The 26,166-nt window shown below is 33.5% G+C and carries 25 protein-coding genes; 16 read left to right on the forward strand and 9 right to left on the reverse strand.

Annotation, left to right across the window (positions count from 1 at the left end):
- Positions 1-72: 72 nt before the first annotated feature.
- From EZM65_RS01895 to EZM65_RS15840, 9 genes are all read left to right on the forward strand, one after another.
- Complete coding sequence (locus tag EZM65_RS01895) at positions 73-567, forward strand: DUF6452 family protein (protein ID WP_136666823.1); 495 nt, start codon at positions 73-75, stop codon at positions 565-567.
- Positions 548-1,240 carry a DUF6048 family protein gene (locus EZM65_RS01900; protein WP_371682980.1) on the forward strand — a complete coding sequence of 231 codons (693 nt, stop codon included), beginning with the start codon at positions 548-550 and terminating at the stop codon, positions 1,238-1,240. Before EZM65_RS01895 ends, EZM65_RS01900 begins: the two co-directional genes overlap by 20 nt.
- Before the next feature lie 675 nt (positions 1,241-1,915).
- Positions 1,916-2,857 carry a peptidoglycan-binding protein gene (locus EZM65_RS01905; protein ID WP_136666825.1) on the forward strand — a complete coding sequence of 314 codons (942 nt, stop codon included), beginning with the start codon at positions 1,916-1,918 and terminating at the stop codon, positions 2,855-2,857.
- 70 nt (positions 2,858-2,927) lie between these two features.
- Positions 2,928-4,628 (forward strand): hypothetical protein, encoded by a 1,701-nt coding sequence (locus EZM65_RS01910; RefSeq protein ID WP_136666826.1) that lies wholly within the window; start codon positions 2,928-2,930, stop codon positions 4,626-4,628.
- Positions 4,616-6,169 (forward strand): hypothetical protein, encoded by a 1,554-nt coding sequence (locus EZM65_RS01915; protein ID WP_136666827.1) that lies wholly within the window; start codon positions 4,616-4,618, stop codon positions 6,167-6,169. The genes EZM65_RS01910 and EZM65_RS01915 overlap by 13 nt, the downstream gene beginning before the upstream one ends.
- Before the next feature lie 26 nt (positions 6,170-6,195).
- Positions 6,196-6,930, forward strand: a complete 735-nt coding sequence (locus EZM65_RS01920; RefSeq protein ID WP_136666828.1) for a hypothetical protein — start codon at positions 6,196-6,198, stop codon at positions 6,928-6,930.
- 486 nt (positions 6,931-7,416) lie between these two features.
- Positions 7,417-8,526, forward strand: a complete 1,110-nt coding sequence (locus tag EZM65_RS01925; protein WP_136666829.1) for a protein-glutamine glutaminase family protein — start codon at positions 7,417-7,419, stop codon at positions 8,524-8,526.
- 243 nt (positions 8,527-8,769) lie between these two features.
- On the forward strand, positions 8,770-11,709 hold the full coding sequence (locus EZM65_RS01930) for a hypothetical protein (protein WP_136666830.1): 2,940 nt from the start codon (positions 8,770-8,772) through the stop codon (positions 11,707-11,709).
- Between the two features lie 51 nt (positions 11,710-11,760).
- Positions 11,761-11,913 carry a DUF6048 family protein gene (locus tag EZM65_RS15840; RefSeq protein ID WP_371682981.1) on the forward strand — a complete coding sequence of 51 codons (153 nt, stop codon included), beginning with the start codon at positions 11,761-11,763 and terminating at the stop codon, positions 11,911-11,913.
- A 35-nt stretch (positions 11,914-11,948) separates the two neighbouring features.
- Here EZM65_RS15840 and EZM65_RS01935 read toward each other — a convergent pair whose 3' ends face one another.
- Entirely contained in the window at positions 11,949-12,182 is a 234-nt protein-coding gene (locus EZM65_RS01935) for a hypothetical protein (RefSeq protein WP_136666831.1), read from the reverse strand.
- Positions 12,183-12,222: 40 nt separating this feature from the next.
- Entirely contained in the window at positions 12,223-13,386 is a 1,164-nt protein-coding gene (locus EZM65_RS01940) for a class I SAM-dependent RNA methyltransferase (RefSeq protein WP_136666832.1), read from the reverse strand.
- 115 nt (positions 13,387-13,501) lie between these two features.
- Between EZM65_RS01940 and EZM65_RS01945 the strand changes: the two genes are divergently transcribed.
- From EZM65_RS01945 to EZM65_RS01975, 7 genes are all read left to right on the forward strand, one after another.
- Entirely contained in the window at positions 13,502-14,245 is a 744-nt protein-coding gene (locus EZM65_RS01945; protein WP_136666833.1) for a cyclopropane-fatty-acyl-phospholipid synthase family protein, read from the forward strand.
- An 81-nt stretch (positions 14,246-14,326) separates the two neighbouring features.
- Positions 14,327-15,022 carry a ZIP family metal transporter gene (locus EZM65_RS01950; protein WP_136666834.1) on the forward strand — a complete coding sequence of 232 codons (696 nt, stop codon included), beginning with the start codon at positions 14,327-14,329 and terminating at the stop codon, positions 15,020-15,022.
- A 316-nt stretch (positions 15,023-15,338) separates the two neighbouring features.
- Complete coding sequence (gene murQ / locus EZM65_RS01955) at positions 15,339-16,151, forward strand: N-acetylmuramic acid 6-phosphate etherase (protein ID WP_136666835.1); 813 nt, start codon at positions 15,339-15,341, stop codon at positions 16,149-16,151.
- 279 nt (positions 16,152-16,430) lie between these two features.
- Complete coding sequence (locus tag EZM65_RS15685) at positions 16,431-16,658, forward strand: DUF6095 family protein (RefSeq protein ID WP_136666836.1); 228 nt, start codon at positions 16,431-16,433, stop codon at positions 16,656-16,658.
- Positions 16,645-17,220, forward strand: a complete 576-nt coding sequence (locus EZM65_RS01965; protein ID WP_136666837.1) for a DUF1572 family protein — start codon at positions 16,645-16,647, stop codon at positions 17,218-17,220. Before EZM65_RS15685 ends, EZM65_RS01965 begins: the two co-directional genes overlap by 14 nt.
- Before the next feature lie 211 nt (positions 17,221-17,431).
- Positions 17,432-17,800, forward strand: a complete 369-nt coding sequence (locus EZM65_RS01970; RefSeq protein ID WP_136666838.1) for a DNA topoisomerase IV — start codon at positions 17,432-17,434, stop codon at positions 17,798-17,800.
- A 34-nt stretch (positions 17,801-17,834) separates the two neighbouring features.
- Positions 17,835-18,689, forward strand: coding sequence for a TerC family protein (locus EZM65_RS01975; RefSeq protein WP_136666839.1), 855 nt, complete (start codon positions 17,835-17,837; stop codon positions 18,687-18,689).
- A gap of 57 nt (positions 18,690-18,746) precedes the next feature.
- Here the strand turns inward: EZM65_RS01975 and EZM65_RS01980 are convergent, their stop codons facing one another.
- From EZM65_RS01980 to recN, 7 genes are all read right to left on the reverse strand, one after another.
- Entirely contained in the window at positions 18,747-19,448 is a 702-nt protein-coding gene (locus tag EZM65_RS01980; RefSeq protein ID WP_136666840.1) for a response regulator transcription factor, read from the reverse strand.
- Between the two features lie 2 nt (positions 19,449-19,450).
- Complete coding sequence (locus tag EZM65_RS01985) at positions 19,451-21,037, reverse strand: sensor histidine kinase KdpD (protein ID WP_136666841.1); 1,587 nt, start codon at positions 21,035-21,037, stop codon at positions 19,451-19,453.
- Between the two features lie 68 nt (positions 21,038-21,105).
- The gene (coaE, locus tag EZM65_RS01990; RefSeq protein WP_136666842.1) at positions 21,106-21,693 is read right to left on the reverse strand and encodes a dephospho-CoA kinase; all 588 of its coding nucleotides are present in this window, start codon (positions 21,691-21,693) and stop codon (positions 21,106-21,108) included.
- The gene (locus EZM65_RS01995; protein WP_136666843.1) at positions 21,693-22,694 is read right to left on the reverse strand and encodes a glycosyltransferase family 2 protein; all 1,002 of its coding nucleotides are present in this window, start codon (positions 22,692-22,694) and stop codon (positions 21,693-21,695) included. Before EZM65_RS01995 ends, coaE begins: the two co-directional genes overlap by 1 nt.
- 85 nt (positions 22,695-22,779) lie before the next feature.
- Positions 22,780-23,973, reverse strand: coding sequence for an enoyl-ACP reductase FabV (gene fabV, locus EZM65_RS02000; RefSeq protein WP_136666844.1), 1,194 nt, complete (start codon positions 23,971-23,973; stop codon positions 22,780-22,782).
- 13 nt (positions 23,974-23,986) lie between these two features.
- Positions 23,987-24,508, reverse strand: coding sequence for a tetratricopeptide repeat protein (locus tag EZM65_RS02005; RefSeq protein WP_136666845.1), 522 nt, complete (start codon positions 24,506-24,508; stop codon positions 23,987-23,989).
- 4 nt (positions 24,509-24,512) lie between these two features.
- Positions 24,513-26,165: a DNA repair protein RecN gene (gene recN, locus EZM65_RS02010; RefSeq protein ID WP_136666846.1), complete on the reverse strand. Its 1,653-nt coding sequence runs from the start codon at positions 26,163-26,165 to the stop codon at positions 24,513-24,515.
- Position 26,166: the final 1 nt, after the last annotated feature.

Genomic DNA, 26,166 nt, shown 5'->3' on the forward strand with positions numbered 1-26,166 from the left:
TAGTGAAAAGTGATTAGTAAAAAGTATTAAAAACTAATCACTCTTTACTAATCACTAATTACTGAAAATAATATGAAAAAAATACTTTTTGGATTATTCACTATCCTTTTTGCAATGGCCTTTTTCAACTGTGAAAAAGATGATATCTGTGAAGAAGGAACACCTACCACTCCAAGGATGATTATTGAGTTTTATGACAACAATAATCCAACCAACAAAAAAACAGTAACCGACTTAAAAGTTACTGCCGATGGTATGACTACTTCATTAGATTATAATGGGGTAAGCAAAATTGAACTTCCTCTAAAAGTTAATGAAAATACAGTAAGTTATTCTTTTATTTTAAATTCAAAAAGTACCACTTTAGCATTAGAAGATAAAATTGACATCAATTACACTAGAAAAGATGTTTATATCTCCAGAGCTTGTGGTTACAAAACAGTTTTTACATTGAATTCTCCTAACGGAATGACTTTAAGTACACCTAAAAACTGGATTCAGGAAATTGCTGTCCAAAAATCAATTATAGAAAACGAAAATGAAACACATGTTAAAATATTCTTTTAGTCTGCTTCTTACATTGTTTTCTATTGCAATTCAGGCACAGGAACAACCTAAAGACACTATCAAGAAAACAGAACGTTATGGATTGCGTATTGGAGCTGATATTTCCAAACTGGCCCGTACTTTATATGACAAAGACTATAAAGGTTTTGAACTTGCAGGTGATTATAGGATTACCAAAAAGATGTACATTGCCGGTGAATTAGGAAACGAAAACAAAACGACGGATGACGACCGATTAAATTTCACCACCAAAGGAAGTTATTTCAAAGCAGGGTTTGACAATAATTTTTACCAGAACTGGTTAAATATGGAAAACATGATTCATCTTGGTGTTCGATATGGTTTTAGTACTTTCAGCCAGCAGTTAAACAGTTATAAAATATATGACAATTCAGGTTACTTCCCTCAAGCACCTGAAGTTGCAGCTGGAACTAAATATAATGGTTTATCGGCGCATTGGGCAGAAGTTGTTGCCGGAATGAAAGCCAAGCTTTTTAACAATGTATATGCAGGCTTTAGCTTACGTTTAAATTACTTACTTACAGAAAAAAAACCTGAAAATTTTGACAACCTATATATTCCAGGCTTCAATAGAACGTATGATGGGAAATTTGGTGTCGGATGGAATTACACTATAACTTATTTTATTCCTTTCTATAAAAAGAAAAAATAAATTAAATCCCAAATCTAGAAATAAAGGTTTGGGATTTTTTTATTCGTTTTTTTTTTAGTTAAAAGCATAATTAGTCATAAACAATCCTTAAAAAAAACTTAAAAATAATTATTGGATTGTATCATTTTATTTGTTAAATTTAGTGTACCAATTTAAGAGTAAGACTAAATATTTAAAATGCAATATTTATCAATTACATCTCCCAATAATTTGATAAATATTAAAATGTTTTTGTACTAGTGCTTTTTGTGTAAAAAAGTATTTATTGTATTTTGAATTTTGCTATACTATCAAATAATTTATCCAAATTGTAAAGCGATAAATATTACTGTTTTCAAAATACATGTAATTTTTACTTCAAGCATTATCATTCACCACTAAATTGAACTTTTCAACAACCCTAAGAAGAGTTTTCAATTATTACATTCCAGCAAAGTATCCAACACATCTAAACCACATTTGTGCTATCTACTTATGTGTCATAATTTAAGATAATAATAATTTTAAAAAAAAAACAGAACCTGTATCTGTTTAATCATTTCTTCTACTGATAAAATTAATCGAATTACCCAATCCATTTTTTACTTGAAAGAGAGCTATAGTTTAAAATTCATAAAAAATCACCACAAAATTACAGATAGATTTTTAATTAAGAATAATTAAAAAAGCAAGACTATGTCAAGACAAGATGTACTCAACAAAGCAAAATCACAGGAAGGTACAATAGAATCACCTCCTAACAGTAACAAAACATTCTATAGTCAATGGTATGAACCTTCCTTAAACGGACAGAAATGGTGCGCTATGTTTATAAGCTGGGTGCTTCATCACGCTGGTCACCCTCTGGGACATATCCAAACAAAAAATGGCATTCATCACTGTCAATCGGCACATAATTACTACAGAGAAAAAGGAATGCTGACAAAAAATCCTGAACCAGGTGATATCGTAATTTATGACTGGGAAGGAAACGGTCATGCCGATCATATTGGAATCTTTATTCGATGGACTACACCTGATAGATTAGCAATAGAATCTTGGGAAGGCAATACTTCTGGTGCAAATAATAGTGATGGTGGCCGTGTGATGAAGCGCATTCGTTCCCGAAACATTATAAAATCATTTATCAACCCGGGAGTCTACAGTGAATCAACAGTTATACCGGAAGTAGATACACTGAGTAAAGGCGAAAGAGGTTCGGAAGTTGTTCAAATTCAAAAATATCTCTACGCCTTAGGTTATAACATAGAAATTGACGGTTGGTTTGACAATCAAACTGAAACAATGCTTAAAGATTATCAATCAAAAAACAGCATGTCAGTTACAGGTATTGCGGATGCTGTTACTGCTGGAGCTTTACAGGAAGATGCCAACCAAATAGCTGTGGCAAAATCTAAATTCGTGTCAGGCAGTTATCTCCGACGTGGAAATGTTGGTTTTATGGTAACTGAAGTACAACGGGCTTTAAACTCTAAAGAACCGATGTTAAAACTCCCTGTTACAGGTAATTTTGATTTGGAAACTTTGCAAGCAGTAAAGGCATTTCAAGCTAAGAATCTATTAGAAGTTGATGGAATTGTAGGTCCAAAGACTTTTGGAAAACTGGGGATAGGGTAGCCAATCAAAACAGAAGATAATCACATGAGATTAGAAAAATGATAAACCATAAAACTAAATTCAACTTATCATGTCATTAACCGATTTTTTAATTGCCTTCAGTATCATCATGATGATGCTAAGCTTTATATCTGAACGAGCTTCTAATTTTATTAAATTATATTTTCAGAGCAAGAAAATTTACATTCCATTTATTTATATCGACAAAAACCAAAAATTAAAGTGGTTTCTTTCAGCTGAACTTCAAATCTTGGCATACAAACAGCCTACTGAAGGCGGAGAAAAAGAAAGAGAATATCGAGTAATGATTATTAATATCATCATTGGTATCATTATTGCAGCATTAACAAATGCCAACTTTTTTGAGATTATAAAAAAAATAACTTCTAGCACAACTAACAAGGATGTAGTAATAATAGAAGGCTGGCTAATGGATGACATTGACAAAGCTAAAATAATCGGATTTTTTTATTTATTAACTTTCTTGTGGTCGTTGAGTTTAATGTTTTTCAACAAATTACAAGAAAATAATACGGTTGTTAATCAATATTATGTAAGGACACCATTTTTACTTTGGTTTCTATTCACTATCCTTTTTTTAATATTAAGTGGAGGAGAAAAAGATACTGAATATCTGAAAATAATAAACCACACTATTGGCTATGTTTTTGTAGGTGTTTTTTTAAGCTTGGGATCAAAGTTTTGGCATGACTTATTAGACTTACTTTTCAAATTTAAAAACACACAACAGGCTCTTTCTGAAAATAAAACCTTTACCGATTATGATACTGCAGATAAGGTGATGGCTCGCGCAGAAACGTCTCAGTATAGCATCGTAGAAGGATTATATGGAAAATATGAAAAAGAAATAAAAACTATTAAAGGAGTTGTTTCTCATGGAATACATACATTATTAGACGAAAGGTCAAAACTATACATTAAGATAATTGAAGTAGAATTTACGACCCCCGAAGCACAAGATGAATTAGACCAAATTAAATTCAGTGGTTCCATAACCATAAATTACAATGTTTTTTACTTAAAAGATTACCTTCAATACAAGCGTACTTCAAGACTGATCGCTGTATCATCTATTGATTCATCTCCAATCTGCTATGCTCATAATGCAAACATTTATAATACCAATCAATCTCGAGGCTCATTCTCAGTTTACAAGGATGGAAACGAATATTTTGCAATAAGCAATCTACATGTTTTTGCAGATGATGAAGAATTCAAGAATTTTGAAGACAATCCCAATCATAAGCTCAGTCTCAAAATGGTACGGTTTGTTGTAGGAGATAATAATACACATACTGGGGAAATTATAGATTACAAATTTGGACAATATGATAGTTACGGATTTGATCTCTGTATATGTAAAATTGAAAAAGCACTATATGACTTATTTAAAAAACAAATTGATATTGATAAACTCATCGATATTGATGAGTACAGCATGAGTATGTATGGTGCTTTTTCTAAAAAAATAAATTTTCACGCATTCAGAAGTCCAACTACTTGTTATGTAGAATATGAGGGATTCACAAATACAAAGGAATTGTATTTATTTAAAATTGCTTCATCATCACCGGGAATCCAAAATATAAGTAAAGGAGACAGTGGCTCAACAGTATATTATAAAATTAAGGATAAAAACACGGTACTGCTTGCAAGAGGAATCATAGTCGCAAAAAGTGATGACTATGCTTATATTTTCAGGGAGGAACCATTAACTAACACTAATAAACTAGAATTATGGAAAAATTAATTATTACACTGCTCCTTTTTACAGCATGGAATACTGCAAATTCACAAATCAAGGTAGAAGTAAAAGCCGGACAATTAGATATCAATAGTGATGTCGCCGACAAAAAGGAAATACACTTGATTTTCACTAATGATCCAACCCAGAATGTCAAAATAACTGAAGCTTCTTTCAATATTGCAACAGACGGAAAGATAATTTTATTTAAAGATATTATTAACTATAAAAAGGTAGCGTCTGAAGACAAAATAATTTTTTGGAAAAAAAATGAGTTAGAAGAAAATGCACAGCCTTTGTTTTTTTGTAAAACCGAAAAAATATTTGTTAAGGAATTAAAAAAATGTATTGAAAAACCAACTATAAAGAAAACTGAATATGATTTTGTATCACAAAATCCATTTCCTATTTTTCAGGATACTAACAACGATGAATTACCCAATAACAAATCAAATAGGTATTTAATAGTAGATGCCTCCTCAAAAACCATAAAAAAAATCAACAACAGTCTTTTTAAGGCAAAAAATGTTGATACAATAGTAAAAAAGAATACTTTCAAGGACAATTTTAAAAAAGCAAGTGCACTGCCTGTCAACAGCAGTTTAACAATTTTTGTACGGAACTATAATTTCCATGATTTGGAAAAAGTAACGGTTGATATATCAGGTTCCGACTACTCATACAATCTCAGCATAAATGACATACTGAAAGACATTGGAAAAAAAGTAACAGAAGATGCCTTCAAAATTGAAGCTACAAGTGAAGATTCTGTGAAAAGAACAAAATTAACAAATAATCTATCGGAGGTCTTAGATGCATTAGAAAAATACAAATCATTAAATATTAACGACTTATACATAATCGAACAATACAAAAAAAATATCTATGAATTCTATCAAAACCACTTCAAGGATTTCAAAAAAGAGGACATTGAAATACTGGGCAAAATCATAAACTGGTATCCAGAGTATTTATCCATTACACCTTTTTCAATAACAGTTCCTGAAAATGACGAAATAACTGTTAAAGTAAAACTTAAAAACAGTAATGATTCAAATATTAGTGAGATGAAGGTAGGTGTGTTTAAAACCTCTGGTGGCATAGGTTTTAATTTAGGTGGCATGTTATATATGACCAACCTCAAAAATAATGCTATTTACACACAACCTTCTGAAACATCAGGAAATGTAAGAACTTTTATGGACTCTGAAAACCAAAATTCTGTTGGAGTTGGTATAAACGGAGAAATCTATTTACGAACTGGATATTTAATTCGTCCAACATTAAACATGGGTTTCTTTGTTCCTTTTGATGAAGATCTTACTCCGATTGGCGCAATAGGTCCAGGTATCAGCATAGCATCTAAAAAAGTAAAATTTAGTTTTTCTTGGGGATTGGCTATTGGAAAAGTTAATACAATAAAAGATGAATATCGTGGGAAAGAGTTTGATCCAACGGGCATATCCAATGAACAATTGGGTGAAAAAGTATGGCAATACAAAAACTACTTTGGTTTTGGATTAACATATAATCTAACGACAAATTAATTCATTTCACCATAAAATACTATCCAATGAAAAAAACAAATCAACAATCAGCATCCATAACCGATGCATTAAATGTAGACTTCAAAGAAGATGACACACTATGGCTTACTAACAGTATAACTCTTCGTAAACTAATTGGTATATTAGGAATGGCATTGCCTTTACTCCTATTTTTATTTTTGTATATTGACAACGGCATGAGTAATCCTCTGCCGTCCATCAGTCATTATTACTATACCCGAGTTAGCAGCATTTTTGTAAGTATAATGAGTATTTTAGGCATATTTCTAATAGTCTATAAAGGAAAAGAACCTATTGATTTCTTTATCTCATCTGTGGCTGGTTTTTTTGCCATATCTGTAGTATGTTTTCCAACCAGCAATCTTTCAGGTTGTTGTGATCCACTAAAACCATTTTCGGTGATGCATTTAAATGTAAGTCCATTTAGGGAAAATTTCCATTATATTTCAGCAGCTATTTTTTTGAGTTGTTTAACCTATATGTCTCTATTTTTATTTACTAAATCAGATAAATCACCTTCAAATAGAGGAACAAAAAAAACTATCCGAAATAGGATTTATAGAGTCTGTGGAATATTAATGTTTGTGGCAATACTAACAATCTTTGCCGGTTTTCTTAAAATCATCCCGGAGGATTATTATGATGAACACAACATTACTTTTTGGATGGAAACTCTAGCTGTGGAAAGTTTTGGTTTTTCATGGCTGATAAAAGGAGAAACATTGTTTAGAGATATGTAATTAACATAGTTTCTTAATTAAAAAAGGTTAACCCATTTTACAAATATAAATATTGAAGAATTATGTAAAAGTTTTTCTAGTTGACAATATGAATTTCATTATTATTTAATCTCTTTCAACTCTTTTCTGAAAATCCATTTCATAAAAAGTTTCCACTCTTCAATCATATAACTCAAGTAGAAAAAGGATTAAAAATAGAATTTTAACTGAAAAACCATAAAACTCTATTTCAAACTAACAATAATTTTAATACAGGAATTATCTGACAAATGACCATATAAAAATTGAACGTTTTAATTGGCAAATTATAGGGTATCTTTTTTTAAAGTTGTTATGCGTCATGTTTTGGCGACATTGAAAACTTGTTAGGTTAGTGCAAAGACATTTCAAAAAGTAAAAAATAAAATGGAGTAATCCGAAAATCCGACAAAGAGTAGGAAAACTAAACAGTGCGGAGTCAGCACTATAATCACTGACAAAAATAAAATGCAAAATCCCAATACTGTCGTTTCGAAAATAATTAGGTTTAAATCCGCAACTGAAGGCAATGTTTCCGAACTCTTGAAAGGAGGGCGCCAACTTTCTATTGAATTGGAGGGCGGTCGACATGTCTTATTAGATCCTTCCAATCCCCGTTCAGCCGGATTCGCACAGATTCTTGAAGGAGTTTTCAAACTACGAATTCCTGTCTACATGGAAATTGATTCTAAAAGCGAAGCGGTCACGCTTATCCTTATTCCATATGTAGCTCGGGTATTTGAGATGCAACAGATTGATTCACGATTCATGAGCGTTGAAATATCTTCTTCACATGCTCGGCATTTGTTGGCTATCGATAATCCTGATTTTCTTGAAATGGAAAAATTACTTCGCGTTTCAATTCGCGATGGGATACCAGTCACCATAACAGAAAATGATGCACATGAAATTATTAATGTTCACCTCTATACCCCAGAACCGGGAGAACCACCACTCCCTTTTTTTAAGCCAAAGTTACTTCCGAAGTTAAAGTGGCGTTTATGCTGGCTCAAAATAATATGGTGCTGGTTTTGGCCATGGTGTAGGTGCTTGTCATTTGTCAAAGCACAACAAGTCTTCGATGCGATGAACGCAACAACTTGCAACCCTTTGACAGTTCCTCCACCGTGCATTCCATTTCTTTATCCTGATGATGGTTGCTGGGGGCGTGCTCATGAAATGTGTCGCTTGATGATCAACATGGGACTCAAACCAAAAAAAGTGTGGATTCAGGGAAGCTTACACGTCAGCACAAAAAATAACCCGAACTGCAATGTCTATTGGGGATGGCATGTTGCGCCCACGTTATGCGTGCGAGGACCCGGTTTCTTCCAAGTAAGAGATATGGTCATTGATCCGTCGCTTTTCACCACGCCAGTCTCCAAGCTTACTTGGAAGAGCATACAAGGAGACCCAGGTGCAACATTAACAGACAGCGCTGCTTCTATTTTTTATCTCTGGGGTAGCTTAACAGACCCTAATTATGTTCAAACAAATCAGGTTCTTGCCACTTATCGCCTGCAATTACAAAACAGATCACTGAATGTAGGGGTACCACCATACGCAAATTGTCAGTGATGTCCACAATCATTTTAAAAACAATAAAGGGAGTAAGCAGAAAACTGGAAAAAGAATAACATGAAGCAATAATATGAACTTAGCGAAAGTGGCGAGTGGTTAATTGAACATTTATACATCGTATCAAGTGCAGTGATGGCAAAAAGTTTTATACTTCATAATCATCACCTTCGCCAAGCCACGAATCGTTATGAATAACAAAGTTGAGAATAATTTTAAATAAAACCACTTAATTTTCACAATATGAAAACCACATTTGATCAGAAAATCAAGGGTATGGTAACTCTTGACAATAAAGATGTCGCAAGACAAATTCTACACCTTCAGCAACCTTACGATTGTGAAGCTGAGGTTCCCCGCCAGGCAGCGATTGATTATGCTATCCAAATGGCGGACAGATTCAAAATCACTCCAAATCAATTGAAATCGGCTAATAAAAAAGTGGATTATTTCAATCCAAAAACCCAGGAAATGGAATTCAGGCAATCAGTTGAAAGACACTTTTTTGATTCAGTGACTGTCGAATTTACACAAACGTTGAATAATGTCCCAATTTGGCGAAAAGGACTTGGAATTACAATGCAAAAAAATCCAATTGCAGTGATGCATGCCGCAAACAATACTGTCAAAGAATTCAAAGCTAAATTACCCACAGAGAATAAAATTCGGTATTTCCAAGAGATTTTCGCAACACTTCAAAGCCGACCTTATATCAAACTTCTTACAAAAGAGGGGCAAATTGATGATGAGAAAACTGGCCCTTTAGTGAGATCTTTTATACTGCATTCAGATTTCAATAAAACAAGTGCTAATCTTAAATCACAACATCCAGCCAGATTACACCAGGGACGATTTTTTTATTATAAGTTTGATGCTGATAATAGACAACCGAAAGGTGAAGCTCAAATAAGTAAACGCGACAAATTCAGCTTTAATACTGAAATACACGACCATCCTCAACTGGATCTTCAACCAGTTGATATATCCATTAAGGATGGACAATATTACCTTGTTGCAGAAATTACATTTGCTTGGAAAGTGGCTGGAAAAGAAATGTCGAATTGGTTAGCCTTAGTTGAATTAGAAACTTCCAGTATCCTGTATGCAGAATCTTTAGCGGCTGGTGTTAATGGATTGGTCTTCAACCAAGATCCTCTGACTAAAACTGGAGTGCTTACCAATACTGCAAATAATTCCAATACAGTACTCAATGCTTTGCGGGACGACGTTACATTGCCAGCTCTTGATGCACCAGATAATGCGGGTAAACAACATCTAAGTGGAACTTATGTTCATATAGTGGATGTCGATGGCCGCACTGTTTCTCCACCAACAACCAGTGGTGGTGATTTCGATTTCAATGTTCGCACTAATGATTTTGCAGCGGTCAGTGCCTACTTCCATGCAAGCAATTTCTTTTCAACTGTGGAAAGTCTTGGATTTAATCTAGCTACCTTTTTTCCTGGAACTACTTTTCCTGTTGACATTGATCATTCTGATCAGTCGGACGTAAATGCGCATTGCGTTGGCAATGGATCATTTGGAATTGACCATAGTGGTTATGGTTATGGTGATGATACAAACACAACTGATCCTTCAATCGGACGTGCGGTAGACAAATATGTTCACTGGCACGAAATCGGGGGACATGGTGTATTGTATGGATTTGTAAATACAGCAAACTTTGGATTTTCTCACAGTGCCGGAGATGGTTTGGCGGGTATTCAGAATGATCCAACCTCTGAGTTACGTGCCACTGGCTCTATCGAACGCTTTCGATATGCACCATTTCGCTATAATCCATTGGACAGATGGCTAAATAGAGATGTTACTTCAGGCTGGGGTTGGGGTGGCAGCTTAGATTTAGGAGGTTACAATAGTGAACAAATACTGGGAACTACCCATTTCAGATTGTATCGTTCTATAGGCGGAGATTCAGCGTATTTAAACAAAAGACAGTTTGCATCACGTATGGCAACATATCTTATTCTTCGCGCCATCAGTACGCTTACTCCAGGTACAAATCCAAACAACCCCTTAGGTTTTTGTAATGCTTTAATGGCTGTTGATTTGCTTGACTGGACCTCAGAAGGAATTTCAGGGGGTGCGTATAACAAAGTAATTCGCTGGGCATTTGAAAAGCAAGGATTGTTTCAGCCTGCAGGAGCACCAACCCCAGTTATAACTGAAGGTACTCCACCCGCTGTTGATGTATATATTGAAGATGGACGCACCGGTGAATATGATTTTCAAGAAGTATTTTGGAACAATACAAGTATCTGGAACCGCACACATCCCGATGGTGGATTAATACATGAGGATCCTGTGAAGGGCTCTACAAATTACGCCTATGTAAAAATTAAAAATCGCGGAACCCTAACAGCAAATAATATCACGGTTAGAGGTTTCAATTGTATACCAGGTGGAGGTTTGGTATGGCCCGGTGATTTTCAGGAAATGGGACCAGTGGGAGGATTGCCAGTTGCAACATTAGGTGCTAATAGTTTAGAAGAGATTATTGTGGGGCCATTTACATGGTCGCCAAATGTTAATATATATGGTCATGATTGCATGCTTATGATAGCTTCCTGTGCAGAAGATCCAAGTAACATTGATAATTTTACCGTTGGAGATACAATTCCCGAATGGCGCCTAGTGCCGAATGATAATAATGTAGGTCAGCGTAATGTCGACATAGCACCCGCAGAATCTGGTGAGAGTTTGCTTGCTCATTTGGATGGCAGAAACTTTTTTATTGGGAATTCTTTCCCGAAAAAGGCAAATGCTGAAGTGCATATTCAACTGCCAAACTTTTTGACAAATAAGGGATGGAAAATTTCAGTAGCAGAAATGACCGGAAAATCTTTGTTATTGAAATCTGGAGAAAAGCGCATGTTATCTTTAAAAGTAACGAAAGGTACTGCATTTAATAAATCTGAACTAATGGACGCTTCCCAGAAAGATATTACTATTTCTATTTTGGTAAACGGTATACTTATGGGAGGTATGACTTACAGACTTGATGCCAACAAACATGCTGTTACAACGATAAAAGATGATAATTGCAAGATTGCAGCAACAGAATTGCTGAACTGCTTGAATTTAGGTACTAATCGTGTTAAAAAAGTTTGTGTTAAAAAAGTATCTCTTGATATCGAAATTGATAACGATTGTAAATGCTGATATATAAAATTATAGAAATACATTCTTGGTAATTCAGAGAGTAAATCATTAGTGTTATGCTACCGAATAGCTTACAGTGTACAGCCGGTTAATTCAACAGAATCAAAATTCATTATTGGTTGCAAAACCAGTTATGAGGGAAATTTTGATGTAGGCTGGAATTATACTTTGATTTATTTTATTCCTTTGTATAAGAAGAAGTAGTAGTAATAAAAAAAGCCTTCAATTGAAGGCTTTTTTTATTTAATTTCTTTAAGTCCTTTGGTGAAAATCCAACTCATAAAAAGCTTTTCACCATCTTTTGTCTTTACGGTTTGAAATTTAGGTGCGAGAATCGTACTCACTACAAAAGCAGTAAACGGAATCCAGAACCCTTCCAAATGAGTATAACTTACCACTAAATATCGGGTAGCAAAAAAGAATACCGCAAACCCAATAAAATTATAGATGAATCCTTTTGTTTTTTTGTTCATGTCTTACAATTATGAATTATAATTTGATTACTGAAAGTTATTACTCAGCTTTCTGGAATTTAGTTCTTTTACTTCCTTCATACATTTCGTATTTAACCAAACGTGCTTCAAGTTTCCCGTTAAACAATTTTATTTTACGTGATGGCTTTAATCCAACAAATTTCAGAGCTTCTAAATTACCTGTTATAAACCACGCATTTGTATTAGGATAACTCTGCTTTAATGTATCGCCTATCTCTCTGTAAAAACGTTCTAAATGAATATCCAATCGTTCCCCATAAGGCGGATTGAACACCATATGCAATGGTCCTTCCAATGTTTTTTCAGTATCAAAAAAGTTTTGCTCACGAACAACAATATACTCATCCAGATTGGCTTGAGTGATATTAGTACGCGCTTTCATCACAGCACTTGGTGCCTTATCATAACCAATTATTTTATAATGGAATTCGCGTGTTTTATTCAATAATGAATCGGTGATTTTATCAAACAAATCATTATCCCAATCCATCCATTTTTCAAAAGCGAATTCTTTTCTGTTAATATTTGCTGGAATATTACAAGCAATCATAGCAGCTTCAGCTAAAATAGTTCCTGAACCGCACATAGGATCCATAAAATTTCCATTACCATCCCAACCAGACAATAACAAAATACCTGCTGCAAGGACTTCATTAATTGGTGCAATATTAGTAGCTGTTTTGTAGCCTCTTTGGTGCAATGAATCTCCCGAAGAATCTAAAGAAACAGAGCAATTATCTCTGTCAATATGTACGTTGATACGCAAATCCGGACGGTCTTTTTCAATACTGGGACGATGACCATATTTTGCCTTAAACTGATCTACAATAGCATCTTTACATTTTTGTGCCACAAATTGTGAATGCTTAAAATTATCCGAATGTACCGTAGTATCAATCACAAACGTTTGATCTGCTTTCAAATAATCATCCCATTGTATTTGTTGAATACCTTTATACAGACTATTTTCATTAAATGCTCTAAACTGATGTATTGGTTTTAGTATTTTCAAAGCAGTGCGTAAAGCCAAATTCGCTTTATACATAAACCCTTTATCACCTACAAAACTCACCATGCGGGTTCCTATTTCAACATTTTGCGCACCTAACTGACGTAATTCTTTTGCTAATACTTCTTCTAATCCAAAAAGTGTTTTGGCAATCATTTTAAAGTTCTGCTCCATAATCTCTTGAAGTTCCAAATAAAAAATTCTAAATCCCAAATAAATTCGAAATAACAAATTTTGAATTTAGATAGGTTGGCAAAAATACTTTAAATTTGCATGTAAATCCGAATAAATGTCAGAAAACAATACTTCACAAACAAACAATTGGTTTGAAACCTGGTTCGATTCACCATATTATCATATTTTGTACAAAGACCGTGACGATACTGAAGCACAGTTGTTCATGGATAACCTTACTCATTACTTAAATTTACCTGAAGAAGCTAGAATTCTTGATTTGGCTTGTGGAAAAGGACGCCATGCCATTTATCTCAATCAGTTAGGTTATGATGTTACAGGTGTGGATTTATCTGAGAACAGTATTGCAGAAGCATTAAAATCAGGTAATGACAGACTTCATTTTAAAGTACATGACATGCGTGTGCCTACGGATGAAAAATACGATGCCGTTTTCAACCTGTTTACCAGTTTTGGGTATTTTGAAAATGAGGAAGATAATTTCAAAACCTTAATGGCAATTAAAGAGAGTCTGACCGAATACGGTTTTGCAGTAATTGATTTTATGAATGCCAATTATGTCATTGATAATTTGGTTCCTGAAGAAACTAAAACCGTTGACGGAATCGATTTTCATATCAAACGTTATGTGAAGGACGGACATATTTTTAAGGAAATCAACTTTGAAGATAAAGGACAAAAGTTCCATTTTACTGAAAAAGTAAGAGCTCTAAAATTAGAAGATTTTGAAGCAATGATGGAAAAAGCAGATATTTATCTTTTGGATATTTTTGGTGATTATAAATTGCGTAAGTTCTTCAAAAACGATTCAGAACGATTGATTATGATTTTTAAATAGGGTTAATTCGGTTATTTGGTTATTTGTTAATTTGATAATACTTTTTCAAATAACCAAATCCACAAATTGACAAACTAACAAATGATTTATATAATTCCATTTCTATCAGTAGTATTAGGGTATGTTCTAGCTACTTTTTTACAACCTAAAAACAAAAAGAATTTAAAGCTTTTATTGGCTTTCAGCGGTTCTTTCCTTTTGGCATTAACTATATCTCACTTACTGCCTGAAATATATTCAGGACACGAGGTATCAGAAAGCCACGAGCATACGCACAACAATACAGGAATGTTCATCATGATTGGGATAGTATTCCAAATCATTCTGGAATATTTTTCTCAAGGTGCTGAACATGGTCATGTACACGGACATCACAAATTGAATCATATTCCGTGGGCATTGTTTATCAGTTTGTGCCTGCATGCCTTACTGGAAGGAATGCCTGTGAGTAAGCACCATCATTTAGCCTGGGGAATTTCAATACACCACTTCCCTATTGCCATCATTCTGACCACGTTTTTAATTCAATCGCATTTAAATAAAATTTCACGTTTGATTTTTATGCTTGTATTTGCATTAATGACTCCTTTGGGCACTTTTTTTGCAACAGACTCGAGCTTTTTATTACAATTCCAAACCGAAATTACTGCTTTTGTAATAGGTATTTTATTCCACATTTCATCTACTATCATTTTCGAAAGCAGTGAAGGACATAAATTCAATATGGCTAAGCTGACAGCGATAGTTTTAGGGATTGTGTTGGCTTATTTTATGTAAAATATGAAAGCAATCAGAATATTTTTACTCATAATAACAACAATAATAATTGTATTTTTTTCACTATTCTACATTGGTAGTCAAGAACAATTAATAGAAACACTTAAGAATAATAAAATTACATTTTTATTGGGGCGTTTACTATTAAATTATATAGCTATGATACCTTATTTTTTAATACTTTTATTAATAAATCTAATATCAAAAGATAGTTCTTTAAAAAAATATTTTAAAACTGATTTCATAATTTTAAACCTAATTTCTTTAATCACCATAATATCCATTTATTGGTTTAAAATCATTTAAAACTAAAAAAATGTCATTCACAAAAACCACCGAGCAATCCTCAAAATACGAGCATTTAGAACAAATGTCGGTTCATGATTTACTGACTAACATCAACAACGAAGACAAAACTGTTCCGTTAGCTGTTGAAAAAGCGTTGCCACAAATTGAAACTTTAGTTACAAAAGTGGTGGAGCAAATGAAAAAGGGTGGACGTTTGTTTTATATTGGCGCAGGAACTTCAGGCCGTTTAGGTATTGTGGATGCTTCAGAATGTCCTCCAACTTTCGGAGTTCCTTTTGATTTAGTTATCGGACTCATTGCCGGTGGAGATACAGCTATCCGCAAAGCAGTAGAATTTGCAGAAGATGATAAAGACCAAGCATGGAAAGATCTACAGGAATGGAATATCAATGAAAATGATGTGGTAATAGGTATAGCGGCTTCGGGAACTACTCCCTATGTTATTGGCGGATTGGAAAAATGCAATGAAAACAATATTGCCACAGGTTGCATTACCTGTAATCAGGGAAGTCCGTTGGCGCAAACCGCTCAGTTACCTATCGAAGTAGTTGTAGGCCCTGAATTTGTGACCGGCAGCAGCCGTATGAAAGCCGGAACAGCACAAAAACTGGTTCTGAATATGATTTCTACTGCAGCCATGATTCAGTTAGGCCGTGTAAAAGGAAATAAAATGGTGGATATGCAACTCAGCAATGTGAAATTAATCGATCGTGGCGTACGTATGATTATGGGAGAAATTCCAGTTACTTATGAAGAAGCTGAAAAACTTCTGAAAGAACATGGAAGTGTGAGAAAAGCGGTAGAAAATTATAAAGGATAATGAAATTATATATACTCCTTTCTTTTTTGGCTTTGTTTCCAATTCTTTGGATAGTGAGCATTGTCATTCTAAAAAAATGGAAACATGTACTAAAATACAGTGTTTTAAATGTGGTTTTTACCTTGACTTATTTTATTGTCATTTTTTATTGCATGAATGACTATTTCATAAACGATAGCTACGGATTAGAAAGGATAATTTATTTTGTGGTTTTATTTATAATTCAATCACTGACTAGTTTTATTTTTGCTTTATATTATAAATATAAATTATCAAATAATGTCAACCAACAAAGAAATACTTTATAAAGGAATAAAACACCTTGGTTTTGCTTTACCACTTATGTTTATTGGCCCTTCAATCATACATATGTCGTTTAAAAACCAGAACCATCCTTTTTATATACCTGTCTTAGGGCTGGGAATCATATTCTGTTTATTATCCATATATTTGATATTCAAAGGAATTCAAACGATAATGAAAAGTTTATTCGATGGAAACAAATAGTATTTTTTTAGAAAGTGCAAAACGATTGTTTTTATACTATAAAACTTTAGCCGAGAAAGCTATTGATCAAATTGAAGAAGAACAATTGTTTTTTACAGCCAATGAAGACACCAATTCAATTGCTGTAATTGTACAGCATTTAGCAGGAAACATGTTATCGCGTTGGACGGATTTCCTCACGACTGATGGTGAAAAGGAATGGAGAAACCGTGATGGAGAATTTGAAGAAAATTACAAAACAAAGGAAAACCTAATGGCTTTCTGGTCTAAAGGCTGGGATTGTTTATTCAATGCCATCAATTCTTTACAGCCTGAACAACTTTCAGAGATTATATACATACGAAAAGAAGGGCACACAGTCATGGATGCAATCAACAGACAATTAGCCCACTACCCTTATCACGTAGGACAGATTGTTTTTTATGCCAAAATGATGAAAAAAACAGAATGGAACAGTTTATCAATACCGAAAAATAAATCAAACGATTACAACAATGATAAATTCTCTAAAGAAAAAAGTATTCGGAATTTTACGGATGATGAATTGAATAAACTGAAATAAATAATGTCAGATTTTTATAATCAAGCTGGAGGATTATTGTGGTGGATTATCATTCGGTTTTGTTCAACAACTCTTTCTGAAGAGCAATCAGAAAAAAATAAAACCAGAAATCAGTTTTTCTTGTACTTTATACAAATCATAATTACAACTTTGACAATATACTACTTTATATTTTAGCCAAAATACCTTTGGAAAAACTAAAAAGAATAAAATGAAAAAAATAATTTTACTATTATCGCTTACCATAGTTTCGTGTTACAATGTAGAACGCAATTGTACAGATTTTAAAAAAGGAAAATTTGAATTTATCCAAAATATTGACGGAAAGAAAATGACTTCGGTTTTTGAACGGAATGACTCGCTGCAAATCGAAACTTTTGATGGTAAAACCGATACAGCATCTGTCCGCTGGGTGAATGACTGTGAATATATTTTACAAAAAATGCATCCAAAGAATATGCAGGAAAAAAAAGCTATTCAAATCAAAATACTAAGCACCAGCAAAGAAGGATATAAATTTGAATATTCTTTTGTGGGTGATGCAAAAAAACAAAAAGGCAGTGTAACAAAAATAGATTAGTCACGTATAAGATAAGTATAAATCAAACTAACAAATGGAAATATTAATGAACCCGGATGCATGGATTGCATTATTGACTTTAACTTTTTTAGAAATTATTTTAGGTATCGATAACATTGTATTCTTATCGATTGTTTCAGGAAAATTAAAAGCAGAAGATCAGCCTAAAGCAAGAAGAATAGGATTATTACTGGCTATGGCTTTTAGAGTTATACTTTTATTTGGTATTACTTGGGTGATGAGTCTGAAAAATTCATTTTTTGATTTTGACTGGGGTCTAGTTTCAGGAGGTCTTTCAGGGCAAAGTTTAATCGTTTTTGGCGGTGGATTATTTTTACTTTATAAATCGGTTTCCGAAATACATCATAAATTGGAAGGTGAAGAAGAATCTGCATCAGGAAAAGCAAGTAGCTCATTAAGTGGTGCTATTATCCAAATAGCTTTATTAAATATTGTATTCTCATTTGACAGTATCCTGACTGCCGTAGGACTTGTAAGTGCGGCAGAACCTCCGGTAGGTTTTGGTCCGGCAGGAGCATTGGAAATCATGGTTGGCGCAATTATCATTTCAATTATAATTATGTTGATTTTTGCCGGTCCGGTTTCTAAATTCGTAAATGAACATCCAACAATTCAGATTTTAGGTTTGTCATTCCTGATCTTAATTGGTGTAATGCTTTTAGCTGAAGGTTCACATTTAGCAGAATTAAAATTCTTCGGAGGTACAGAAGTACATAGTATTCCTAAAGGTTATTTATACTTTGCGATTTTCTTCTCATTATTTGTGGAATTCCTGAACTTAAGAATGAAGAAAAAAGGTACTCCTGTTCAACTTCATAACAATAAGATTGTTGATGATAAGTTAACAGATGAAGATGTTACAAACTAATTAATCATAAAAAAGCCCTGTAAAATTAATTACAGGGCTTTTAAATTTTATGTTTATTTATTTCTTCACTACAAGTCTGAAACCTTCACCGTGAATATTCAGGATTTCAACGTTTTCATCTTGTTTCAGGTATTTACGAAGCTTGGCAATATAAACATCCATACTGCGGGATGTAAAGTAATTATCGTCTCTCCAAATCTTTGTCAAGGCTAATTCACGAGGCATTAAATCATTTTCATGCAAAGCAAGCATTTTAAGCAACTCATTTTCTTTTGGAGACAATTTAACCGGTTCATCCCCTGGAAAAGTCAGGAAACGAAGCTTGGAATTCAAATGGAATTTACCAATCTCAAATTCAAATTTAGCGGTATCAGCCTTTATCTCAGAAGCTTTGCGTTGAATAATCGCTTTGATTTTCATCAACAGCACCTCAGAATCAAAAGGTTTGTTCAAATAATCATCAGCACCAACTTTGTAACCTTTCAAAACATCTTCTTTCATTGTTTTTGCAGTTAAAAAGATAAGCGGCACTTCTTTATTTTTTTCACGGATTTCTTTAGCCAATGTAAATCCGTCTTTATAAGGCATCATTACATCAAGGATGCACAAATCATACTCGTCCTTCTTAAATTTTTCGAAGCCTTCCATACCATTTTTGGCAAGCGTCACTTCAAAATCGTTCATGGTTAAATAATCGCGGAGAATTGATCCAAAGTTTGGATCGTCTTCAACTAATAATATTTTTTTTGCTGTTTCCATAATTAAACAATTAATGGTAATTTTATTATAAATGTACTTCCTTTCCCTTTTTCGCTTTCTACCATCACTTCTCCATGATGGTCATCTACGATACGTTTTACATAAGCTAATCCAAGTCCGTGACCTTTCACGTTATGAATATCACCTGTATGTTCCCTGTAAAACTTGTCAAAAATTTTCTTTTGTGCCGTTTTACTTATCCCAATACCGTTATCTTTTATTTTGATAACGATAAAATTTTTAATATTCTCTGTTGAAACCTCAATAATTGGTTTGTCCGGCGTATATTTTACTGCATTTTCCAAAACATTTACAAGCACATTGGTAAAATGAATATCACTCAGTAATGCTGTTGTTTTTGTTGCTTTCAAATTAGTTCTGATAACACCTTCCCTGTCCTCAACTATAAGGCTTACATGCTCGATTGCCTCTTCAACCACATCATGAACATTATGATTTTCTTTTTTAATGTCCAGTTCTTTCTTTTCGAGTTTAGAAATACGCAATACATTTTCCACCTGTGCATGCATTCGTTTATTTTCATCTTTAATCATTTGAAGATAACGGTGCACTTTTTCCTTATCATCAATCACCTTCGGGTTCTTTATCGCGTCTAAAGCAAGATTTATAGTTGCAATAGGCGTTTTAAACTCATGTGTCATATTATTAATGAAATCGGTTTTAATTTCAGAAATATGACGTTGCGTATTCAATTGTTTTAAAGCTGTATAATAAGCCACTATAATAATCGATGTAAACAAAAAAGCGAGCATTGCAATTCCTATCAGATCAGAAGCAAGAAATACCTTCTTTTTAGGAAAACTCAGCATCAATTGATATTTGCTTACTCCGTCATTATCAGTAAAAAGAGGTGTGTCGTAGGTATTTTTTTTATCATACTTAAAACTTTCTGTTTTTACCTTGGTTGCCAAACCATTGTTATAGACACCAAACTCAAAAGGAGTGTTTATACCAAGTGATTTTAATTCCTGCTTGAATAAAGACTGAAGCTGTTCTACAGAAACTCTTTGACGGATTTGTCTGGTTGCCGCAATATCTTTGAAGTTAAGCTCGAAAGTTGCTTTATCCAGTACTTCAACTATACCTTTTTTTTCAATTCGTTCTGAAGGCATTACCTCTTGAGAGCTAATAGCCTTATCATTCATTGTACTTTCGTTATAAACTTCGGTTACACGTTTTGCAACATAATTTTTAATGCGGGTAGAATCATTATTTTTATCAAAGAACGATGATGAAACTGAATAATCTTCCGGAATGATACTATTTGAATAAATAATTGTCTGATTTGTCAATTCATTTTTTTCAACATAAAAAAACTTCATCAATTCACTACGTTCGGGAGCTTTACCTATACTATCCTTAATCTGGTTAAACCTGCTTAAAAAAGAATACGCTTCCTGCTCTTCTACGTTTTTTGCAACATTATCAATAACCTGCTTAACCTGATATTTAAATTGTTCTTCTTTATTTTTGAAAGAAGCATTGATTAAATAACCCTGTACCGCAATAATCCCCAAAAGGGAAATGGTCATTAAAAAAATTACAAAGCGAAACAAACTCTTATTCATTGAAACAAATATAATATTTTAACATTTGAATGTTAAAAAAATTAACCAAATATTAACAACTGAAGATTTTATTGAAAATTATTCAATTTTTTAAGAATATTTCGAAATTGTAGTTCAGTTTCCTCAAAATTTTCATTTTTTATAACAAAATTACTCTTCCCAATTCTTTGCTCATCTGTCCATTGATTTTTCATTCTGTCAAGAACAGCATTTTTTGTAGTATTATCTCTATCAATTACACGTTGTACTCTAATTTCTTCTGAAGCGACAACTGCTATAATTAAATCACAATATTTATAACTGCCGCTTTCAAATAATATTGCGGCTTCTTTAACAACAAACGGAAATTCTTCATGTGCTTTTACCCAATCATCAAAATGTTTTTTAACCAAAGGATGTACAATTCCGTTAAGTGTTTTTAATTTTTCAGGATCGTTAAAAACAATTTCTGATAATTTTTTCCTGTCAATTTTACCATCAAAAATTATGTTGCTACCAAATTTTTCCGATACTTTCTTAACAGTTTCCGGCAAATCCATAATTTTTTTTGCTTCTTCATCGGCTATATAAACTGGTATGCCTTCGGCTTGAAAAAGTCGGGCAACAGTAGTTTTTCCACTACCTATTCCGCCTGTTAAACCAATAATTTTAGTCATTACAATTTGAAGAATAATTCCGGAAATGCTTCCTGTGGTTCTTTTTTAAGGATATTAATCTTGTAATATGATTCTATAAAGCCCATTCCATAGCCAAAAAACTGGCGCCATAATGCAATTATAGTATAAAAACCAACCTTTAAGCTTCTGTTTTTGTAAGTAGAAGCAATAAAGATGATTATTGTATACAAAAAGTAAAGCTTTAAAATCCAGTCAAATAAAAAGAAAAAAGTTGCAATGATTCCCACAAATACACCTATAACAAATAAAGAAGGTAAATAGAATGTTGGTTTTGCATATTCAGGATACCATTTATTTAAAATAGGACGGACTTTTCCGAATTTGTTTACCTGAATGTAGAATTTCTCCCAGTCAATGCGTCGCTTGTGATATACAAATGCCGAAGGAATCAATTTGGTTTCAAAACCCATTTTCCATAAACGGATAGACAAATCAGGATCTTCACCAGGATGAATGTTTGAAAATCCTTTAGAAGCCTCAAAAGCTTTTTTGGAAATCCCCATATTGAAACTACGGGGCTGGAATTTTTCAATTTTTTCAGTACCGCCACGAACTCCTCCGGTGGTTAATACCGAAGTCATTGTAAAGTTGATTGCTTTTTGGATAGCAGTAAAACTTGGCAGCATATTATCCGGGCCACCAAAACAGTCAACATATTTTTCAGTTAAAGATTTTTCAACTTCTTCGAGATATTGTGGAGGCAAAATACAATCGGAATCCAAAATCAAGTAATAATCCCCTTTTGCATACTGCATTCCAAAATTACGGGAATCACCGGGTCCTGAATTGTATTTCAAGTAATACGTTAAATTTAACTTCGAACGATATTTATCTATAATATGTTCACAAGGCACAGTTGAACCATCTTCTACTATAATAATCTCAAATGCTTTAGTATACGTTTGTTTTGTCAAACTTTCCAAAAGCTCGTCAATTTCATCTGGTCTATTATAAACTGGGATTATGAAAGAGAAATCCATTCTTCAATAAAATTTTGACAAAGGTACGTTTTTAACAAAAAATGCCATCACAATTGATGGCATTTTTTAACATTTTAAGAATATTTTAAGCATGTATACTTTCAATCTGAACCATTTCGTTTGTATCGGCAAGATAATCTACCCCATCAAACCCGAAACCAAACAGGTTTAAGAAATCACTCTTATATCCTGCCAAGTCACCAATTTCCTTAAGAGTCTCAGTATCAGCCTGAGCCCAAAGTGCTTTAACAGCTTGCTGAACATCATCTCTCATTTCCCAGTCATCGATACGGATTCTTCCTTTTTCGTCAACAGGTACTTCAGATCCATTGAACAATCTATCTGCAAATAAACGCTGCATTTGTTCGATACAACCTTCATGAATTCCTTTGGCTTTCATTGTTTTATACAATAACGAAATGTACAAAGGAATAACCGGTATAGCCGAACTAGCCTGAGTTACCAGCGCCTTGTTTACAGACACAAATGCACGTCCGTTAATATCTTTTAATTTAGCATCGATTTCAAAAGCAGTAGCTTCCAAATGGTCTTTTGCGCGTCCGATAGTTCCTTTTCTGTAAACAGCTTCAGTCACTTCAGGACCAATATAAGAATAGGCAACTGTAGTAGCACCATCAGCCAAAACACCGGCTTCTTTCATAGCATCAATCCACATTGTCCAGTCTTCACCACCCATAACCACAACTGTGTTATCGATATCTTCCTGAACAGCAGGCTGAATAGAAACTTCAGAAACCACACCTGTATGAAAATCAACCGTTTTATCACTAAACACCTGTCCGATAGGTTTTAAAGCCGAACGGTATAAAACACCTGTTTCAGGATGCATACGTACCGGAGAAGCCAAACTGTATATAATTAAATCCACCTGACCTAAATCAGCTTTGATGATATCGATAGTTTGTTGTTTTACTTCTTTTGAAAACGCATCACCGTTGATACTTTTAGCATACAATCCTGCCTTTTTAGCTTCTTGCTCGAAAGCTGCTGAGTTATACCATCCCGGAGTTGCTGTTTTACCTTCTGCAGGTTCTTTTTCAAAAAAAACACCAATCGTTGCAGCATCACTTCCAAAAGCTGCTGAAATTCTTGACGCTAATCCAAAACCTGTTGAAGCTCCAACAACCAATACACGTTTAGGTCCGTTGATTTTACCTTTAGATTTTACGTATGCAATTTGGTTTTTTACACTCTGTGCACAACCTTCAGGGTGAGCTGTCAAGCATATAAACCCACGCATTCTAGGCTCTATAATCATATTTTCCAGTATTTTATTTAAAAGTTAGTTTTATTTTTTCAAAAGTACTCATTTTATCTTTAACCCTTTTCATATTCGTTTTCATATTTTCTATATAGGTAGGGTTAAAAGCTAAATCAGACGATTTTTTATACAATTGATAAGCCTGTATAAAATCTCTTTCAAACTCATAAATTCTAGCCAATTCACTGTAATAAGAAGCTTTATCAGCCCCTTCAACCTGCGTCAGCGCAATGTCAATCAATTTCTTTGCCTCATCAAATTTAGCTGTATCTACAAGTAGATAAGTATAATTCAAATACGAAGCAGGATATTTTGGATCAAACTTTATAGCCAGTTTATAATGGTATTCGCCTTTTTCATAGTTGCTCAGTTTGGTAGCATAAATCCATCCTAAATGATTATGTGCTTTACCAAAATCAGGGTTTTCGTTCAAAATTTCCTCAAGCAGTTCTTTTGCTTCCGATACTTTTCCTTCCCCTATTAATGAATCAGCTTTGATAAACTGATTTTCAATATAACTTATATCGTCCATAACATTAGTTTAAAAGTGATTTTGCATGACTGATAGCTGATTCAGAAACATTTTTCCCTGAAAGCATTTCGGCAATTTCAATTACACGCTCTTCAACTCCTAATAATTTTAATTCAGAAACTGTGGTATCTTCTTTATCCGATTTGAACACCTTATAATGCTGATTTCCTTTTGCAGCAATTTGCGGTAAATGAGTAATGGCAAAAACCTGCATTTTAGAGCTCATCACTTTCATAATATCACCCATTTTTTGGGCTATTTCACCGGAAACTCCTGTATCAATTTCGTCAAAAATAATTGTCGGTAATTTAGAATAATTAGCCAAAATAGATTTTACAGCCAACATTATTCTGGACATTTCACCTCCCGAAGCCACTTTTTTAAGTAAACCAAAATCGGTTCCCTTATTAGCCGAGAACAATAATTGTATTACATCTTTACCAGTTGGAAGATATGTTTCAGAAGGTTTAATATCGAACTGAAATCCTGCATTAGGCATTCCCAACTGCGAAAGCACATCAGTAATTTGATTAACTAAAACCGGAACAGCTTCATTACGTTTATCGGTTATTTTTGCAGCTAAAGAATCTAAAACTGTCTGCTCATCCTCTATCTTACTTTGCAGTTTTTGAATCTGGTTGTCTAAGTCATCAGCTAAAACCACTTTTGAATCCAAATCGTTTTGAATAACTATAAGTTCTTCAACAGTACCTACGTTATGTTTTTTTTGAAGATTGTAAATCATTTGCAGTTTCTGACTTACCAATTCCAATTTTTCAGGATCATTGAAGAGTTTTTCTCCTTGAACCAATATTTCTTTGGCAATATCATCAAATTCTATCAAAACACTTGAAACACGTTCAAACAAATTCTTATAATCATCAGATAGATTGGAAACTTTTTGAAGTGAATTTTTGACTTCTTTTAAATTTTGAATAATCCCGATTTCCTCTTCATTCGATAAGACTAATGACCTGTCAAGATTTTCCTTAATAAACTCAACATTATTCAGCTTTTCATAAGTTGCTTCCAACTCGGCTTGCTCACCTTCTTTCAGATTAGCAGCCAATAATTCTTCCAGTAAAAAGGCATTGTAATCAGCTTCTTTAGAAAGTGAATCTTTTTCTGAAACCAACTTTTTCAATTCACTTTTTGCCGATTTATAAGCAGACAGATGTTTTTTATATGCAACCAAAACACTTTCATGATTTGCAACAGCATCTAAAATTTCTATCTGATACGCTTCTTCTGTTAATTCGCGGGTTTGATGCTGTGAGTGGATATCAATAAGAAACTCTCCTAAATCCTGCAATTCAGTAAGATTTACAGGACTATCATTTACAAAAGCTCTTGATTTTCCTGACGGTAAAATTTCTCTGCGGATAATTGTTGAATCTTCGTAATCCAGTTCATTTGCATCAAAAAAATCTTTTAAATTGTATTTGGCAATATCAAAATGTGCTTCAATTACACATTTCTGTTCTTTGTCTTTTAACGAAGTTAAATCGGCACGGTTTCCTAATACCAAACCAAGTGCGCCAAGCAAAATCGATTTACCGGCACCCGTTTCACCCGTGATAATAGAAAACTGATTGGAAAAATTCATTTCCAATTGTTCGATTAACGCAAAATTTTTAATTGATAATGATGTAAGCATG

Source organism: Flavobacterium sp. H122, from assembly GCF_004959765.1.
Classification (GTDB): domain Bacteria; phylum Bacteroidota; class Bacteroidia; order Flavobacteriales; family Flavobacteriaceae; genus Flavobacterium.

Bases quoted from the DNA above. Each gene is read 5' to 3' on its own strand.
- EZM65_RS01895 (WP_136666823.1), top strand. From the start codon at position 73: ATGAAAAAAATACTTTTTGGATTATTCACTATCCTTTTTGCAATGGCC.
- EZM65_RS01900 (WP_371682980.1), top strand. From the start codon at position 548: ATGTTAAAATATTCTTTTAGTCTGCTTCTTACATTGTTTTCTATTGCA.
- EZM65_RS01905 (WP_136666825.1), top strand. From the start codon at position 1,916: ATGTCAAGACAAGATGTACTCAACAAAGCAAAATCACAGGAAGGTACA.
- EZM65_RS01910 (WP_136666826.1), top strand. From the start codon at position 2,928: ATGTCATTAACCGATTTTTTAATTGCCTTCAGTATCATCATGATGATG.
- EZM65_RS01915 (WP_136666827.1), top strand. From the start codon at position 4,616: ATGGAAAAATTAATTATTACACTGCTCCTTTTTACAGCATGGAATACT.
- EZM65_RS01920 (WP_136666828.1), top strand. From the start codon at position 6,196: ATGAAAAAAACAAATCAACAATCAGCATCCATAACCGATGCATTAAAT.
- EZM65_RS01925 (WP_136666829.1), top strand. From the start codon at position 7,417: ATGCAAAATCCCAATACTGTCGTTTCGAAAATAATTAGGTTTAAATCC.
- EZM65_RS01930 (WP_136666830.1), top strand. From the start codon at position 8,770: ATGAAAACCACATTTGATCAGAAAATCAAGGGTATGGTAACTCTTGAC.
- EZM65_RS01935 (WP_136666831.1), bottom strand. From the start codon at position 12,182: ATGAACAAAAAAACAAAAGGATTCATCTATAATTTTATTGGGTTTGCG.
- EZM65_RS01940 (WP_136666832.1), bottom strand. From the start codon at position 13,386: ATGGAGCAGAACTTTAAAATGATTGCCAAAACACTTTTTGGATTAGAA.
- EZM65_RS01945 (WP_136666833.1), top strand. From the start codon at position 13,502: ATGTCAGAAAACAATACTTCACAAACAAACAATTGGTTTGAAACCTGG.
- EZM65_RS01950 (WP_136666834.1), top strand. From the start codon at position 14,327: ATGATTTATATAATTCCATTTCTATCAGTAGTATTAGGGTATGTTCTA.
- murQ (WP_136666835.1), top strand. From the start codon at position 15,339: ATGTCATTCACAAAAACCACCGAGCAATCCTCAAAATACGAGCATTTA.
- EZM65_RS15685 (WP_136666836.1), top strand. From the start codon at position 16,431: ATGTCAACCAACAAAGAAATACTTTATAAAGGAATAAAACACCTTGGT.
- EZM65_RS01965 (WP_136666837.1), top strand. From the start codon at position 16,645: ATGGAAACAAATAGTATTTTTTTAGAAAGTGCAAAACGATTGTTTTTA.
- EZM65_RS01970 (WP_136666838.1), top strand. From the start codon at position 17,432: ATGAAAAAAATAATTTTACTATTATCGCTTACCATAGTTTCGTGTTAC.
- EZM65_RS01975 (WP_136666839.1), top strand. From the start codon at position 17,835: ATGGAAATATTAATGAACCCGGATGCATGGATTGCATTATTGACTTTA.
- EZM65_RS01980 (WP_136666840.1), bottom strand. From the start codon at position 19,448: ATGGAAACAGCAAAAAAAATATTATTAGTTGAAGACGATCCAAACTTT.
- EZM65_RS01985 (WP_136666841.1), bottom strand. From the start codon at position 21,037: ATGAATAAGAGTTTGTTTCGCTTTGTAATTTTTTTAATGACCATTTCC.
- coaE (WP_136666842.1), bottom strand. From the start codon at position 21,693: ATGACTAAAATTATTGGTTTAACAGGCGGAATAGGTAGTGGAAAAACT.
- EZM65_RS01995 (WP_136666843.1), bottom strand. From the start codon at position 22,694: ATGGATTTCTCTTTCATAATCCCAGTTTATAATAGACCAGATGAAATT.
- fabV (WP_136666844.1), bottom strand. From the start codon at position 23,973: ATGATTATAGAGCCTAGAATGCGTGGGTTTATATGCTTGACAGCTCAC.
- EZM65_RS02005 (WP_136666845.1), bottom strand. From the start codon at position 24,508: ATGGACGATATAAGTTATATTGAAAATCAGTTTATCAAAGCTGATTCA.
- recN (WP_136666846.1), bottom strand. From the start codon at position 26,165: ATGCTTACATCATTATCAATTAAAAATTTTGCGTTAATCGAACAATTG.